The sequence below is a fragment of the Sphingomonas edaphi genome (genome assembly GCF_003583725.1).
GTDB classification, from domain to species: domain Bacteria; phylum Pseudomonadota; class Alphaproteobacteria; order Sphingomonadales; family Sphingomonadaceae; genus Sphingomicrobium; species Sphingomicrobium edaphi.
Genome location: NZ_QXTF01000001.1, coordinates 1,171,324 through 1,187,475, shown reverse-complemented (window position 1 = coordinate 1,187,475; position 16,152 = coordinate 1,171,324). Strand labels below are relative to the sequence as shown.

Genomic DNA, 16,152 nt, shown 5'->3' with positions numbered 1-16,152 from the left:
TAGCGCAAAGCCGGGGTTTCAGGCAAAGGCCTTGTCCGATGGCGCTCATTCTTGCCCTTGAATCCTCGTGCGACGACAGCGCTGCCGCATTAGTCGACAGCAACCGCCAGATCCTTGCGCAGGCAGTAGTCAGCCAGAACGATGCGCACCGGCCGTTCGGCGGCGTGGTTCCCGAAATCGCCGCCCGCGCGCATATCGAAATCCTACCGGGTCTGGTCCGCCAGGTGCTGCATGAAGCCGACATTGCAATCGGCGAAGTGGACGCAATCGCCGCAACCGCTGGCCCCGGGCTGATCGGCGGCGTCATGGTCGGGCTGCTTGCGGGGAAGGGCTTGGCGCTGTCGGCTGCAAAGCCGCTGATTGCGGTCAATCATCTCGAAGGCCATGCGCTCAGTCCGCGCCTGGTCGATAAGCAACTCGCCTTCCCCTACCTGCTGCTCCTCGCCAGCGGCGGTCATTGCCAGCTGCTCGAGGTTCGCGGCGTCGGCGAATACCGACGGCTTGCTACGACGATCGACGATGCCGCGGGCGAAGCTTTCGACAAGGCGGCCAAGCTGCTCGGCCTCGGCTATCCCGGCGGTCCAGCGGTCGAGGCACTTGCTAAGGACGGTGATCCTGCGGCGGTGTCATTACCCCGCCCTCTGGTCGGCTCGAAGGAACCGCATTTCAGTTTCGCGGGTCTGAAGGCCGCCGTGCAGCGGGTGGTTGCGACCGGCGATCATCGTCCGGAAGATATTGCCGCCAGTTTCCAGCAAGCCGTGGTCGATTGTTTCGTTGACCGCACGCGGCGCGCGCTCGAAGTATCTAATGCGCCTGCGCTGGTTGTCGCGGGCGGCGTTGCGGCAAACAGCAGCGTGCGCGAAGCACTGCGCAAACTGGCCGAGGAGGAGGGGCGCCGTTTCTCCGTTCCGCCTGGCTGGCTGTGCACCGACAATGCGGCAATGATTGGCTGGGCCGGCGCGGAGCGGCTCGCCGCGGGACTGACCGACGGGCTGGACGTCCCGGCCCGCGCGCGATGGCCCCTCGATCCGGCGGGTGAAAAGGTAAGGGGGGCAGGGGCCAAGGCATGACCATCGAGAAGCTGGCGGTGATCGGCGGCGGCGCCTGGGGGACCGCGCTGGCCCAAGTCGTGTCGACCGGCGGCCGCGAAACCATTCTCTGGGCGATGGAGGATGACGTCGTGGCGGCGGTGAACCGCATCAACGAAAACCCGGTTTACCTTAAGGGCCTGAAACTCAACCCTGCGATCCGCGCGACCAGCAGTTTCTCCGACCTTTCCGACGCCGACGCCTGGCTGGTGGTAACTCCAGCGCAGCATATGCGCGCAGTGCTCGGCCGGGCGCCCTGTCCCGGAATGCCGCTCGTGCTCTGCTCCAAGGGGATCGAGGAATCGTCGGGCAAAATGCTCCATGACGTGGTGCACGAAGTCTGTCCGTCCTCACCGGTTGCCGTCCTGTCCGGCCCGACCTTCGCCCATGAAGTTGCCGCTGGGCTGCCGACAGCCGTTACGCTGGCCTGCGCGGAAGGAATTATCTGCGAAGGGCTGCGCGAACGCATTACCCAGCCGACGTTCCGCACCTACCTAACGGATGACGTCACCGGAGCCGAAGTGGGCGGCGCGGTCAAGAACGTCCTCGCCATAGCCTGCGGCGTGGTCGAGGGGCGTGCGCTTGGACAAAATGCCAGGGCAGCGCTGATCGCGCGGGGGTTCGCGGAAATGACGCGCTTCGGTCTAGCGATGGGCGCGCGGCGTGAAACGCTGGCTGGCCTGTCGGGCTTGGGCGACCTCGTGCTGACCTGCTCATCGACCAGCAGCCGCAACTTCTCGCTCGGTAAGGCGATCGGCGAAGGCCGCCGCGCTGCCGACCTGATGGCCGATCGCCGCACGGTAGCGGAAGGCGCGCATACCGCGCCTGTCCTGCATCGAATCGCCAATGAACGCGGGATCGACATGCCGATCGTAGCCGCGGTCACTGCGCTGCTAAAAGGGGACGCCGGGGTCGACGCCATCCTCGAAGCTTTGCTCAGCCGCCCGCTGCGCGCCGAAGACTCCTAGAAGTCGACCGCGATACCCTTCTTCTCCCAATCGCCGTAGCGCGTGGGATCGACCTTATCTTCCTCGCCCGCCGGCGGTGGCGAGTCGCACCGCTGAGGTTGGGGCACCGGTGGCGACTTGGTCAGGTACGCCGGCGGCTTCACATGCGATGGCCGTTTCATATCCGCGCAAATGATGCGTAAAGGGCGCCGTGCCAAGCCCGGACAGCAACTCGACCGAAGGACTCGCCGCTCGCAGGGCCGCGCTTCGCATCCTCGATTCCGTCCTGCGAAAGGCGCAGACGATGGACAATGCGGCCCAGCATGCGCGCGGCCTCCCTCCCGCGGACGCTGCGTTGGCAAGCGCCATTGCGGGCGAGACGCTTCGACGCCTTCCGAACCTTGATGAACTGATCGACGGCGTCACCCGTCAGCCACTTCCGGAAGACAGCAAGGCGCGCATGGTGTTGCGGCTCGCGCTTGCGCAAAAGGTTGGGCTCGACACCCCGGACCATGCGTTGGTGGCGACCGCGCTCCCCCTGGTCGACGGCGGTCCGCGCCGTTTGGTGCACGGCGTCCTCGGCACCCTGCTCAGAAAGGGATTGCCCGAACTCACCGAGCCTCGCCTGCCGGCGGCGGTCGAGCAGCGCTGGGGAGCCGCCTGGGGCGAAGAGGTCGTAATGGCCGCTCGGAGCGCGATTGCCCACCGCCCGGCGCTCGATCTCAGCTTCGCAAGCGACGCAGTCTGCGACTCCTATCCGCTAGGAATCCCACTCGCGCCGCGCCATCGCCGCCTCAACCATCATGGCGCGGTGACTGACTTGCCGGGCTTCGGCGATGGCGGCTGGTGGGTGCAGGACCTCGCGTCCTCGATACCCGCGCGGCTCGTTCCAGCGGCCGCGGTGCGGGTATTGGACGCGTGCGCCGCTCCGGGCGGTAAGACGATGCAGCTGGCCGCCGCCGGGCACGACGTGATTGCACTGGACCGCTCGGAAAGTCGTCTGGCACGACTGGCCGCCAATCTTTCACGGACGGGTCTCAAGGCGGAAACCGTAGTTGCCGACGCCTTAGACTGGCAGCCGTCGGAGGCATTCGACGCCGTCCTTCTGGACGCTCCCTGCTCGGCGACCGGCACCTTCCGCCGCCATCCCGAAGTCCTCTATCGCGCTCGCCCGTCGATCATCGCCGCAAGCGCCGACCTGCAGGCCAAGCTACTAGACCGGGCGGCCGACTGGGTAAGGCCGGGCGGTTCGCTTGTATACGCGGTGTGCAGCCTCGAGCCCCAGGAAGGCGAGGAACGCATCGATGCCTTCCTCGTCGGGCGGACCGACTATCGGCTGGAGCCCGCGCCGCAATTGGTTGAAGGCGTGACGCCACATGCACGCGGCTGGCTGCGCGTTTTGCCGGGCATGCTGGCGGACCAAGGCGGGCTCGATGGCTTTTTCGTCGCCCGCCTCGTCCGCTCCTAGTCGCGCTTTGCAGGAAGCTCGCGGCCACCCTGCTTAAGCGTTAGCCCGCTGACCTTATGGCCGTCGACCTGAAATGCTATCCGGGCATCGACCCCGACCGTGCGAAACTCGGTCTCGCTGACCGCCTCGACTGGGATCGGCTTTTGTCCTGCCAGTTGGACCATCATTGGCCCCTCCTCGGGCAACATGACAGTAAAGGCGCCAATCGGAGACGAATAGGTTCCCGCATATCGCTGTAGCGTCGCCCTCGGCACCATGACCGCCGCAACTGGTGGCGGTATCGGGCCGCTGCGGCTCGATATCTCCGGCTTCAACGCACCTTGCTGGTACATCGACATCGTGGGCGCACCCGACTTGTCTTTGGTCAGCTCAAACCAAGTCAGACTGTCGCGGTAGAAGAAGCGGTTGTTGCCGGCAGGGATCACCTCCAGTTCCGACCCGCCGGTGCGTTGTGTATAATATTTGCCTTCGCGCGCAACGAAGCGCCGCTCGCCATTGTCGATGGCATAGACTCCCACCCAGTCCTCGATAGAGCTGGGGTCGATGCTGGCCGGCTGGAAAGCGGGGTATGGCGATCCGATGGCCAGCGCCGCCAGCTGCATCGCCATCATTTCCGGGTTGGTCTGCGGTTCGTCGCTATTAGCGAACACCGCGACGAACAGGTCGTCGTCGGGCAGATAGAGGCTATCCGTGGAGAAGCCGAAGATCCCGCCGCCATGGCCGACGGCCTTGTGTCCGCGCACCTCGCGATTAGCCAAGCCGAAGCCATACGGGCTGTCTCCCGACGCTAACTTGGTCGGCGCGATCATGCGCTCATAATAGGGTTTCGGCACCACCTTACCGGCGTGAAGCGCGGCATTCCATTTCGCCAGGTCCTCGACCGATCCGATCAGCGCGCCGGCTGCATGCGGTACGCTCATGTGTATGACCTGCGCCGGGGCAAGCTTCGCATCGCGTGTGGTGTAGCCTTTCGACATGGCAGAGGTCTGGCTTTCCAGCACCCCATACCGGATGGTACTTAGGCCCAGCGGCTTGGCGATCCGCTCCTCCACCGCCCGGTGCCAGGGCTTGCCGGTCACCTTCTCGATGATCGCGCCGACGAGCACATAACCGCTGTTGTTATAGTCGAACCGCTCACCGGGCTTCGACGGCGACGGCAGGTTGCTGAACTCGGCGATCATTTGCTCCGTCGTAAATTCCCTCGCCGTGTTCTTTTCCGACATCCAGCCCGGGATTCCGGTGTAGGACTGCACGCCGACCGTGTGGTTCAGCAGCTGCGTCACCGTCGCATTGGCGCCCGGCATGGGATAATCGGGCAGGTACTTCGATAGCTTGTCGTCCAGCGACAACTTACCCTCGGCCGCCAGCTGCAGGATGATCGCGGCGCTGAACTGCTTGGTGATCGATCCCATGCGAAAGACCGTGCCTGTACCGATCGGCTTTTTCCCCTCGACGTCGGCGAGCCCGCGGCCCGATGCGAATACCGTCTTGCCTTCATCAACGACGATCACCGCCGCGCCGGGTCCGTCCGCCGGATAGGAATGGTTGAGCAGCGCCTCGGCCTTTTTCGCGAAATCTGCCGGCACCGCGTCCGCCGGTGAGGCCATTGTCAGTGCCGCCGAGGCGGCCATCGCCAAGCTCTTCATAATCGGTCCTTCCTGTCGGGAGGTGTGTTATGCGAACAATACGCATTCGGTCAAGCGAGCGATGCCGCCACCTTGTCCAACGGGCATTATCCCGTCTAATGGCCCACATGGCCGCTCCCATCATCTCTCCGTCGATCCTGTCTGCTGATTTCGCCAAGCTTGGCGAAGAAGTACGAGCGATCGATGGGGCGGGGGCCGACTGGATCCACATCGATGTGATGGACGGCCATTTCGTGCCGAACCTGACGATCGGGCCGGCGGTAGTGAAAGCGCTTCGCCCGCACAGCGACAAGCCGTTCGACGTCCATCTGATGATTTCGCCGGTGGACAATTTTCTCGACGCGTTCGCGGAGGCCGGTGCGGACATCATCACGGTTCACCCGGAGGCCGGACCGCACCTTCATCGGACGATCCAGCGCATCAAGGCGCTCGGCAAGAAGGCGGGTGTTTCACTCAACCCGGCAACGCCGGCCAAGATGCTGGATTATGTGCTCGAAGAGATCGATCTGGTCCTCGTCATGAGCGTCAATCCGGGCTTCGGTGGGCAGAAGTTCATCGCTAGTCAGCTGCGTAAGATCGAGGCGATCGCCAACCAGGTCGCCAAGAAGGACTTGGTCGTCGATATCGAGGTCGATGGCGGCATCGATCCCGCGACAGCGCCGCAGGCGATCGATGCGGGGGCCACGGCGCTGGTCGCCGGCACAGCAGCCTTCCGTGGCGGTTCCGATCAGTATGCCGCCAACATCGCTGCTCTCCGGGGAGGGGCATGAGCGGCGACGTCGTCGGAAAACTCGCCAGAGGCTCATTCTTCTCGCGCCTGTTCGGGCAGGGGCGCCAGCCGCTCCGGCTCGTGGCTGTGCCGCGCGACCATGTCATCGGCGATCGCGCCCGCGGCGACGCGCTGCTGGCCGGGCGGTTTCTGCTCGGTAGCGACACCGTCGCGCTCAACGAAATCGATTTCGCCGAAGTTGGCACCCACGGTCCGCTGGCGCGCGAGATCCAGAGCTTTTCCTGGCTGCGGGACCTTGCCGCCTCGACCAGCCGCGAGCGCGGAGCCCGGCTGGCCGAGGCAATCGCCGGCCGCTGGCTAATTGCCCATGGCACTCGCATCGATAACGCCTGGGCGCCCGAATTGTGGGGCGAGCGGATCCTTTTCTGGACTGCCTATGCGCCCTACATCCTTTCAAGCCGCGACGGTGGTTATCGCTCGGCCCTACTCAACACACTGGCGAAGGGAGCGCGCCATCTCGACGCGCATGCCGACAAGGCACCGCCGGGCCTTCACCGCATCACGGCCTGGGCTGGCGCGGTGGTGGGATCGCTGACGCTGCAGGGCGGCCTTGGTCGCTTGTCACGAAGCGAATCCGGGTTGATGCGGTCATTGTCCGGCGCCCAGTTCGAGGACGGCGGGCTGATGAGCCGCTCGCCGCTGGAACAGATGCTGCTGGTCGACCGGCTGGGTCTCGTCCGCGCCGCCTATTTCGCGGCGAAGCAGGCGCCGCCGGAATCGCTTGAGAACACCGCAGCAGCCGCCCTGGCCGCGCTTCACGGCGTCACCATGGGCGACAATGCGCTGTCCAGCTGGCAGGGCGGCAACCCAGGCGATTCTGCGCGGCTTTCGGCGCTGGTTGAAGGCTGCGGCATGCGCGCCCGCCCGCTACGCGCGGCCCGGGGCTGGGGGTATCATCGGCTCAGCGCGCTCGGCACCATCGTCGTCGTCGATGCTGCGCCGCCCCCCCCGCCAAAAATGGCAGCGATGGGCTGCGCCTCCACTCTTGCCCTTGAAATGAGCGACGGCGCGCAGCGGATGGTGGTCAATTGCGGGGGCCCAGGTCCTGTGCCGACGGAGCTTCCGGACGAGCTCGTGCAGGCGCTGCGCACCACCGCTGCCCACTCGACCTTAGTGCTCAGTGACACCAATTCGACCGCGATTCTGCCCGACGGCAGCCTCGGCAAAGGGGTCGCCGACGTCGGCATCGAGCGCAGCGAGGATAATGACTGCTCGCGCCTTGAGGCGTCGCACGACGGCTATGTCAAAGGGTTCGGATTGATCCATCAGCGTCGCATCAGCCTAGGCAACGATGGTAAGGAACTGCGCGGCGAAGACCGGCTGGTGGCCCGCGGCCGCCGCAAGATTCGAGAGGCCGCGCCCTACGCCATACGCTTCCACCTCGCGCCGGGCGTCGAGGCGACCGTGACCGCCGACGGCATGGGCGCCATTCTCCGCTCGACCGGTGCGCCGCCTTGGAATTTCCGCTGCCGCGGCGCCATGCTGCAGGTCGAGGAAAGCCTGTTCATTGATGGCCGGGGGCAGCCCGTGCCGACGCTTCAGCTTGTCGTTGTCGGGGAGATCTCCGGCGTCGGCGGGGAAATCGCCTGGCAGTTCCGCCGCTCCAGCTAAAAGGACTATTCCAATGACCGCGATCGTGCCCATCCGCCGGGCTCTTATTTCGCTTTCCGACAAATCTGGGCTGGATGAACTGGCCGCGGCCCTCGGCCGGGCTGGGGTAGAAATCGTCTCTACCGGCGGAACGGCGGCGAAGCTGCGCGAACTCGGCGTTGAGGTTCGCGATATCAGCGACCTCACCGGCTTTCCGGAGATGATGGACGGGCGGGTGAAGACACTCCACCCCAAGGTCCACGGCGGCCTGCTGGCGGTGCGCGACAATGCCGAGCATGTCGCCGCGATGGAAGAGCATGCCATCGCCGCCATCGATCTGGTCGTGGTCAATCTTTACCCGTTCGAATCCACCGTGGCGAAGGGCGCGCCGCGTGACGAGATCATCGAGAATATCGACATCGGCGGCCCGTCGATGGTCCGCTCCGCCGCCAAGAACCATGCCCATGTCGCGATCGTTACCGATCCTAGTGACTATGCCGAATTGATCGAGGAAGTGAACGGTCGGGGCGGAACCAGCCTTGATTTCCGCCGGAAACTGGCGGCCAAGGCCTATGCGCTGACCGCCGCTTATGACGCCATGATTTCGCAATGGTTCGCCTATGCCGACCAGGGCGAGCGCTGGCCGAAGCTGTGGGCCAGCTCCAGCAAGCTTGTCATGCCGCTTCGCTACGGCGAAAACCCGCATCAGCAGGCCGCGCTCTACATTCCGGCGGGGCCGCACTCGGCAGGCATCGCGCAGGCCGAGCAAGTGCAGGGCAAGGAGCTCAGCTACAACAACCTTAACGATGCTAGCGCTGCGCTGGAACTGGCGGCGGAGTTCCGGGACGGCCCGCCGACCGTGGTTATCGTCAAGCACGCCAACCCGTGCGGTGTGGCGAGCGGCGACAGCCTGATCGATGCATGGCGGGGTGCGCTGGAATGCGACAGTGTTTCGGCCTTCGGCGGGATCGTCGCCGTTAACCGGCCGCTTGACGAGGAAACCGCTGAGGCGATCGCTGACATCTTCACCGAGGTGGTGGTCGCCCCGGGTGCCAGCGACGGCGCGAAGGCCGTGTTTGCGCGCAAGAAGAATCTGCGTCTGCTACTTACCGACGGCTTGCCCGATCCCAAGCGGCCGGGCCAGTCGATTGCCGTCATCGCCGGCGGCATCTTGGTCCAGGACCGTGACAATGGTCATGTCACCCGCGACATGCTGAAGGTCGTCACAAGGCGAGCCCCGACCGAACAAGAATTCGAAGATTGCCTTTTCGCTTGGACCGTCGCCAAACATGTGAAGTCGAACGCCATCGTTTATGCCAAGAATGGTATCACCGCCGGCATCGGTGCCGGCCAGATGAACCGGCGCGATTCCGCACGGATCGCCGCGATCAAGGCGCGAGAGGCAGCAGAGAAATATGGCTGGGCCAATCCGCGGACGCTAGGATCGGCCGTCGCATCCGACGCATTTTTCCCCTTTGCCGACGGTCTGCTCGCCACGGTCGAGGCAGGCGCCACGGCGGTCATCCAGCCGGGCGGCTCGATCCGTGACGACGAGGTGATCGCCGCCGCCGATGAGGCGGGGCTGGCGATGGTCTTCACCGGGATGCGCCACTTCCGCCACTAGCTGGCAGGTGAGGCGAACCTACCTCGGCGCGTCCCCGCCCGTGCTGGGGTCGGGCAGCGACAGTTCGTCGATGTCAGCTTTGCGCATCTTGAACAGCTCGCGGTCCTGCGGACCGAATCCCTTGACCCACATAACCGCGCCGAAGGCCGCGAGAATGGCGGGGATCCCGATCACAAGTTCCGCCCATTCAGGGAGCATGATGACCAGCTGGCCGATGGCCATCGCGGCCGCGGCCGCCCAGATGAGGGGCCAGCGCCAGCCAGAGACGGGATGGCCAAGGATGCGGTGCAATAGCCGCGACTTTACTATGGCCGCGAAACCCAGCGCTAGCGCTAGCGCGATGGCTGGGCCGGTCGCCTGCCACATGATCGGCCAGTCCCAGCTACGCATCAGCAGGATCAGGCCCGCAGCAAGTCCGGCCTCCAGTACAATCATCGCCAGGCTGATCATCATGTTGCGATGCCGTGCGGTGTAGATCAGCGCCGCTTCGCTGACCGCTGCGGTGGCCGCCACCACTTCGGCCGCCAGAAGGAAACCGAGCGCAGCCGTTCCGGCGACGAAGCCCGCACCAACCAGTCCCATAACCGCTTCGCCCGGTATGCCGAGCGCGAGCGCAATCCCGCCCTGCGCGGCGATAACCCAGAAGCCGACCTGGCGGACCTGCCTGGCCACGGCCTTGTTGTCTCCTTCCGCCAAGTTGCGGCTGATGACCGGGCCCAGAATTGGGTCGAAGCTGGTCTTCAGCTTCGACGGGAGCGACGCGACCTGCTGCGCGACGTAATAGATGCCGACGATCTTGGGCGCGAAGAACAAGCCCAACACGGCAATGTCGATGCGCCGCGATCCCCATTCGACCGCGTCCGCCGCCGCGACCGGCAAGTTGCGGCGCGCCAGCGCCCAGAGCGTGCCGGGCTCAGGATTCCAGCCGTGCGGCAGGCCGTAGCTGCGGACAAAGGGGATGATCGAAGCGATCAGCGCCGCGATCATCGAGAGCGCATAAGCGATAATCAGACCGTCGCGGGTCGAGATGAACGACCAGGCAAAGGCCGCGATCGAGATGGTCCAGGGTTCGATAACTGCCCTGGCGCGCACGGTGGAGCCGACGTCATGACGGTAAGCCAGTGCCGCGAGGCAAATGTCCGACCAGGCGAGCGCGAAGACCGTCACCGGGAGCAGCCACTCCAGCCCGTTAATCTCCGAGTTGGGGAACATCGCCTGAGGAAACATGACGAGGATGAAGATGGCGACCGACGATCCGATCGCGGCAACGAGTAGCGCGTCGGCAACCACGCAGACGTGCGGTTTGTCGGTCTTCGCCAGCTGCTGGGCAAGCCCGCGTTTCAGGCCCAGCGTCGCCAGCTGCGCCGCGAACTCAACGATCAGTACGGCATAGGCGAAGCGCCCAAGCTCTTCCGCGCCGTAGATGCGACCGGCGATGAACAGGAAGGGCAGGCGCGCGATGAGGCGCAAAACAAAGCCGAAAAAGTTGATCCGGCCGCCCCGCGCCAGCGCAGCAAGGTCCGCCGACGGCGCGGCGGGCGTTTCGGTCGAACTCAATGCGCGGCGCCCCAGTTGGCGCCCCAGCCCACTTCGACATCGAGCGGCACGTCGAGGGTGAGCGCCGGCTCGGCCGCCTTGGTCATCACTTGGCGGATGATCACCGCCGCCTCCTCTTCGCGGCCTGCGGGAACCTCGAACACCAGTTCGTCATGCACCTGCAGCAGCATACGAACGTCCGTCAGGCCGGCATCGCCGAGTGCTGCGTCCATGCGGTTCATGGCACGCTTGATGAGGTCGGCGCTGGTGCCCTGGATCGGCGCGTTGATTGCCGCGCGTTCGGCGCCTGCGCGGAAATTGGGGTTGGACGCGCGGATGTTGGGAAAATGCGTCTTGCGGCCGAACAAGGTGCGCGTGAAACCATTTTCTCGTGCGAAGGCCAGCGTGTCGTCGATATAGGTGCGGATGCCGGGGAAGCGCTGGAAATAGCGGTCGATGATCGCCTTTCCTTCCTCTTTCGGCACGCCCAGCCGCCCGGCCAGGCCCCAACTGGAAATGCCGTAGAGAATGGCGAAGTTGACCGTTTTCGCCTTGCCGCGCGTGTCGCGGTCCACCGTGCCGAACAATTCTTCGGCAGTCATCGCATGGATGTCCTCGCCCGCTCCGAACGCTTCCTTAAGTTGCGGCACGTCGGCCATGTGCGCCGCCAGTCGCAACTCGATCTGGCTGTAATCGGCGCTCATGAGCACATGGCCCGGCTCGGCGACGAAGGCATCGCGGATCTGCCGGCCGATTTCGGTGCGGATCGGGATGTTCTGCAGGTTCGGCTCGGTTGAAGACAGGCGCCCCGTTTGCGCGCCCGACAGGCTGAAGCTGGTATGTACCCGTTTTGTGTCCGGGTTGATCTGCGCCTGAAGGGCGTCGGTGTAGGTAGACTTTAGCTTGGTCAGCTGCCGCCATTCCAGCACGCGGCTGGCGACCTCGACTCCTTCTCCAGCCAGCCGCTCCAACTCGTTGACGTCGGTCGAATATTGACCGCTCTTGCCCTTGCGCCCGCCTTTCAGGCCCAGCCGGTCGTACAGCACTGCGCCAAGCTGTTGCGGGCTGCCGATGGTGAAGGGGCCTCTCGCCGCCTCGTAGACCTTTTCCTCCAGCGCCGCGATTTCGGTCGCGAACCTCCGGCTGAGATTGGCGAGGTAATCGCGGTCGACCTTAACCCCCCGACGCTCCATCCGCCCGATCGTCGCGACCAATGGCCGGTCGACCATTTCATAGACTTGCGTCGATCCCTCGGCTGCCAGCCTCGGCTTTAGTCGTTGCCACAGGCGCAGAGTGATGTCGGCGTCTTCGGCGGCATATTCAGTCGCGGCGTCCAGCGGTACCTTGTCGAAGGTGATCTGCTTCGCGCCCACGCCGCAAACCGATTTGAAGGCAATGCACTCATGATCGAAATGCTGCCTAGCCAGTTCGTCCATGCCGTGGCTTGAACGGCCGGCGTCAAGGTCGAAGCTCATCACCAACGTGTCGTCATAGGGCGCAACATTGATGCTCGCCTTGTCGAATATCACCCAGTCATATTTAAGGTTGTGGCCGATCTTCAGCACCGCGGGGTCTTCCAGCAGGGCCTTCAGCTTGCCGAGCACCAGTAGCGCGGGAAGCTGCGACGGTGCGTCGGACAGTAGGTCCGCGCCGACGTGGCCGACGGGAATGTAGCACGCCTTGTTCGGCTGGGTCGCCAAGCTGACGCCGACTAGTCGGGCGACGATGCAGTCGATGCAGTCGGTTTCCGTATCGACCGCGACAAAGCCCTGCGCGCGGGCGTCGGCGATCCAGCGGTCGAGCGCCGCCTCGCTCGTCACGGTTTCATATTGCGTGCGGTCGACGACGATTTTCTCGGGTTCGGCCGGGTTCGCTGCTGGCGTTGAAGTTGACGTCATGGCGGCAACATGGCCTGCCGACGCCGATGCCGGACCGCCGACGCGGTTCAGCAGCGATTTGAAGCCCATATCCTCAAGGAACGCCTTGAGCGGCTCGGATGGGATGCCTTTCAGCGACAGGTCGTTGAGCGGCTCGGGCAGCGGGCTGTCGCACACCAGCCGCACCAGCTCGCGCGACAGGCGGGCATTGTCGGCATGGTCGATTAGCGACTGCCTCAGCTTGGGCTTGGTGATCATGTCGGTCCCAGCCAATACCGCGTCGAGCGATCCGAACTGGTTAATCAGCTGGCTGGCGGTCTTGGGCCCGATCCCCGGTACGCCCGGCACATTGTCGACGCTGTCGCCCATCAGGGCCAAGACGTCGCCTAACTTGTCGGGCCCGACGCCGAACTTGTTCTCGACATAGGCGCGGTCGATCCGCCGATCGTTCATCGTGTCCAGCATGTCGATGCGGCCGTCGTCGATGAGCTGCATCAGGTCCTTGTCGCTGCTGACGATCGTAACCTTCCACCCCGCGCGCACGGCGGCGTGGCAGTAACAGGCGATGATGTCGTCGGCCTCCAGCCCCTCTTCCTCGATGCAGGGGATAGAGAAGGCACGCGTCGCGGTGCGGATCAGCGGGAATTGCGGAATCAGGTCCTCGGGCGGCGGCGGCCGGTGCGCCTTGTACTGGTCGTACATTTCGTTGCGAAACGTCTGGCTCGACGCATCCAGGATCACCGCCATGTGGGTCGGCCCGTCAGCCTTGTGCAGCCCGTCCGCCAGCTTCCAAAGCATGGCGGTATACCCATAGACCGCCCCGGCAGGCACACCGTGACGGTTCGTCAGCGGCGGTAGGCGGTGATAGGCACGGAAGATGTAGCTCGACCCGTCGACGAGATAGAGATGGTTTTGCGTCGCCATATGCGCATCCGCTCTAGCAGGGTAAGCGCATGATGCCAGCCTGTGAGGAGAAGCCGACGATGACCGACAAATTCCAGCGCCATAAACAGCCATGGACTAGTGACGAGATCCAGAAGCTTCACCGTTTGGCCGCCAAGGGAATGAGCCTCAAAGCCATCTCAAAGGCCCTGACGCGAACGGAGGAGTCGATCCAGGCGCGTGCTAAGCAAGACGGGTTGAAGGTCAGCAAATTACGCTGAGGGGCAGGTGTTGGATTTCGCACCACTGCGGACATCGATGCATCCATTTGAACCGTGGTTTTCTCGATTAAGCTCCGTTACCGAAGGTACATGTCTGCCGCATACTGCGTGAGGGCTGTCAAAGCCCTGAGAGTGTTCTGCCCCATCGAAGCTTATACGCTCCGCGCCATGCTCAGTGGCGATGCCTCTGCCATGGAGCGGGACCCCACGCTCTCCAGGCTGCTGAACGTTGTTCGTAGCGCCTCTCCCCTTGGTGATTTCGGCATCTACAAGTCGGTTGTTGAAATCGCTCCAGGGTGGGAACTCTTCAGTCCGGCGGACGATGCTGAACCGACGCTTGGTGAAGTTGGCTCCACGACTAGGTCTCCGACCGCCATCCTCATAATTTACGTACCCATTGATGCGTCCCGCCAGGCAGTGGATAACGCTATAGGAGCGCTTCTGGCAGCGCACCCTTGGGAGATCCCTGTTGTAGAACTAAGCGAGACCTCGCTTTTGACGCGGGTTCGCGCCGCAACTCAAAGCTGAGCGGGATGTCCACTTCCACCCCACTCGGCCATCGCTAAGCTTCTCATCTCGTTCTAGTTTTCGGCCCTTCCTTCAGTAAATCGGGCTACGACGGCCCGCGCCCCGCGCCCCTGGCTGGCGTCATTTACCCGTCGACTGCCCTGCCTTGCTAGCCGCGATGAAGGCGCGCACCTCCGCCTCCAGCTCGGGCAGCGGCACCGCGCCCAGGCTCAGGATCATCGTATGGAACTTCTTGATGTCGAACCGGGTGCCAAGCTCCTTCTCTGCCTCTGCCCGCACCCTCCGGATGGTCAGCTCGCCCAGCTTGTAGGCCAGCGCCTGCCCCGGCCAGCTGATGTAGCGGTCGACCTCAGTCGCAACCTCGTGAGTCGATAGCGCCGTGTGGCGGGCGAGATAGTCGATCGCTTGTTTGCGCGACCAGCCATAGCGGTGGATGCCGGTATCGATCACCAGCCGCGCCGCCCGCCACATTTCGTAGCTTTGCTGGCCGAACCGTTCGTAGGGCGTTCGGTAAATGCCCATCTCGATCCCCAGCCACTCGGTATAAAGGCCCCAACCCTCGCCATAGCCGGAGAAATAGATGTTGCGGCGGAATCGCGGCAGCGACTTTCCCTCCTCTGCCAGCGCCGCCTGGAAGCTATGCCCCGGCGCGCATTCGTGAAGAGTCAGCGCAGGGATATTGTACAGCGGTCGGCTCGCGAGGTTGTGCGTGTTCATCTGGCAGCTCTCAAGGCCGCCGCGCCCCGCGGTGTAGAAAGGCGCCAGCGCCTCGGGTACCGGAATTATCGTGAAGCGGCGGCGCGGCAGCAGGTCGAAATAATCGCCCAATTTCCCGTCTACCCGCTTGGCGGCATAAGCGGACACGCCCAGCAGGTCGTCCGGATTGCGGGCGATGAACTGCGGGTCGGTGCGCAGGAACGCTAGGAACTCGGCGAAGCTGCCCTTGAATCCGCTTTCCGCCATAGTGCGGCGCATGTCCGCCTCGATCCGCGCGACTTCCTTCAGGCCGACCTCGTGGATTTCCTCGGGCGACAGGCCGGTCGTCGTATATTCGCGGATTTCGGCGCGATAATAGGCATCGCCCTGTGGCAGGTCGCGCGCCGACACACCCTGCCTAGCGCCCGGAATATATTCGCTCAGCCAGAAGCTGAGCAGCTTGCGGTAAGCCGGCGTCACCGCGCTGTCGATTGCGGCCGCTGCTTCCGCCCGAAGCCTGGCTGCCTCCGCGCTTCCTATCGTCGACGGCATCTGGTTGAACGCGGCGTAGAAAGCGCTGTCCCTCGCGGCGGTCTTAATAAAGCTGGCAATCGATCCCTCGCGGCCGACCAGCGTAACCTGCGGCGGGGTGAAGCCGCGCTTTTGGCCCGCGCGCATGTTGGCAATCTGCTCGTCAAAATAGCGCGGAATATCGCGCAGCCGAGCGATGTAGCGCTGATAGGCGTCAGCATCATCCAGCGGGTTGCGCTCGTCGAGGTTGGTCCAGAAATTGGTGTCGCTATTGACCGGCATCTCCCATTCGCGGAATCGCGCGTCGGAAATGGAGGCATCGAGGATCGTGCGAAGCACAAACGCATTCACACGCTCGCTCGCGGATAGCTGTCCCGCCGGAATCGCGTCGAGCTGCGCCAGTACAACCGTCAAATAGTCGGCGCGTTCCTGCTGGGTCGCCGGGTCGACCTTGGGCAAATAGGCGGCCTGCTGATTCTCGCCTTTTGCGTCTTCGAAATAGCCATATTCCTTCTGCGTCCAGTCGGAATAGCTTTCGTAGAGGGCACGTAATCGCCGGTCGGCGGCGTTTTCCGCCGGCGGCGCGGCGGCTGTCGCAAGCAGTAGCATCAGCGGGGCTAGGGACTTGAAGATCGGCATCGCACCGGAGCCTAGCGGCTAATCGCCGC

General features: G+C 64.2%; 12 protein-coding genes. 7 read left to right on the top strand and 5 right to left on the bottom strand.

All coding sequences use genetic code 11. From position 1 onward, the window contains the following. Nucleotides 1–38: 38 nt before the first annotated feature. Both tsaD and D3M59_RS06055 read left to right on the top strand, forming a co-directional pair. Nucleotides 39–1,070, top strand: coding sequence for a tRNA (adenosine(37)-N6)-threonylcarbamoyltransferase complex transferase subunit TsaD (gene tsaD / locus D3M59_RS06060; RefSeq protein WP_119532494.1), 1,032 nt, complete (start codon nucleotides 39–41; stop codon nucleotides 1,068–1,070). Next, entirely contained in the window at nucleotides 1,067–2,056 is a 990-nt protein-coding gene (locus tag D3M59_RS06055; protein WP_119532492.1) for an NAD(P)H-dependent glycerol-3-phosphate dehydrogenase, read from the top strand. Before tsaD ends, D3M59_RS06055 begins: the two co-directional genes overlap by 4 nt. Here the strand turns inward: D3M59_RS06055 and D3M59_RS06050 are convergent. Then, nucleotides 2,053–2,217, bottom strand: a complete 165-nt coding sequence (locus D3M59_RS06050; protein ID WP_407695426.1) for a DUF1674 domain-containing protein — start codon at nucleotides 2,215–2,217, stop codon at nucleotides 2,053–2,055. The two genes, D3M59_RS06055 and D3M59_RS06050, sit on opposite strands and share 4 nt — an antisense overlap. A 29-nt stretch (nucleotides 2,218–2,246) precedes the next feature. Between D3M59_RS06050 and D3M59_RS06045 the strand changes: the two genes are divergently transcribed. Further along, entirely contained in the window at nucleotides 2,247–3,503 is a 1,257-nt protein-coding gene (locus tag D3M59_RS06045; RefSeq protein WP_233543154.1) for an RsmB/NOP family class I SAM-dependent RNA methyltransferase, read from the top strand. Here the strand turns inward: D3M59_RS06045 and D3M59_RS06040 are convergent. Further along, nucleotides 3,500–5,149 carry a serine hydrolase domain-containing protein gene (locus D3M59_RS06040; RefSeq protein WP_119532490.1) on the bottom strand — a complete coding sequence of 550 codons (1,650 nt, stop codon included), beginning with the start codon at nucleotides 5,147–5,149 and terminating at the stop codon, nucleotides 3,500–3,502. The two genes, D3M59_RS06045 and D3M59_RS06040, sit on opposite strands and share 4 nt — an antisense overlap. A gap of 107 nt (nucleotides 5,150–5,256) precedes the next feature. On the opposite strand from D3M59_RS06040, the gene rpe reads away from it, so the two are divergent. The 3 genes from rpe to purH are packed head-to-tail and all read left to right on the top strand — an operon-like array spanning nucleotide 5,257 to nucleotide 9,153. Continuing rightward, nucleotides 5,257–5,919: a ribulose-phosphate 3-epimerase gene (gene rpe, locus D3M59_RS06035; RefSeq protein ID WP_119532488.1), complete on the top strand. Its 663-nt coding sequence runs from the start codon at nucleotides 5,257–5,259 to the stop codon at nucleotides 5,917–5,919. Next, nucleotides 5,916–7,550 carry a heparinase II/III family protein gene (locus D3M59_RS06030; RefSeq protein WP_119532486.1) on the top strand — a complete coding sequence of 545 codons (1,635 nt, stop codon included), beginning with the start codon at nucleotides 5,916–5,918 and terminating at the stop codon, nucleotides 7,548–7,550. Before rpe ends, D3M59_RS06030 begins: the two co-directional genes overlap by 4 nt. 13 nt (nucleotides 7,551–7,563) lie before the next feature. After that, nucleotides 7,564–9,153, top strand: a complete 1,590-nt coding sequence (purH, locus tag D3M59_RS06025; RefSeq protein WP_119532484.1) for a bifunctional phosphoribosylaminoimidazolecarboxamide formyltransferase/IMP cyclohydrolase — start codon at nucleotides 7,564–7,566, stop codon at nucleotides 9,151–9,153. A gap of 18 nt (nucleotides 9,154–9,171) precedes the next feature. On the opposite strand, the gene D3M59_RS06020 is transcribed toward purH, so the two are convergent. Further along, nucleotides 9,172–10,710: a lipopolysaccharide biosynthesis protein gene (locus D3M59_RS06020; protein WP_119532482.1), complete on the bottom strand. Its 1,539-nt coding sequence runs from the start codon at nucleotides 10,708–10,710 to the stop codon at nucleotides 9,172–9,174. Continuing rightward, nucleotides 10,707–13,490 (bottom strand): DNA polymerase I, encoded by a 2,784-nt coding sequence (polA, locus tag D3M59_RS06015; RefSeq protein ID WP_119532480.1) that lies wholly within the window; start codon nucleotides 13,488–13,490, stop codon nucleotides 10,707–10,709. The genes D3M59_RS06020 and polA overlap by 4 nt, the downstream gene beginning before the upstream one ends. 59 nt (nucleotides 13,491–13,549) lie before the next feature. Between polA and D3M59_RS06010 the strand changes: the two genes are divergently transcribed. Further along, nucleotides 13,550–13,729, top strand: a complete 180-nt coding sequence (locus D3M59_RS06010) for a hypothetical protein (protein WP_119532906.1) — start codon at nucleotides 13,550–13,552, stop codon at nucleotides 13,727–13,729. Nucleotides 13,730–14,377: 648 nt separating this feature from the next. Here D3M59_RS06010 and D3M59_RS06000 read toward each other — a convergent pair. Beyond that, a complete protein-coding gene (locus D3M59_RS06000; protein WP_119532478.1) occupies nucleotides 14,378–16,123 on the bottom strand; it encodes a DUF885 domain-containing protein in 1,746 nt (581 codons plus the stop codon). Between the last annotated feature and the right edge of the window lie 29 nt (nucleotides 16,124–16,152).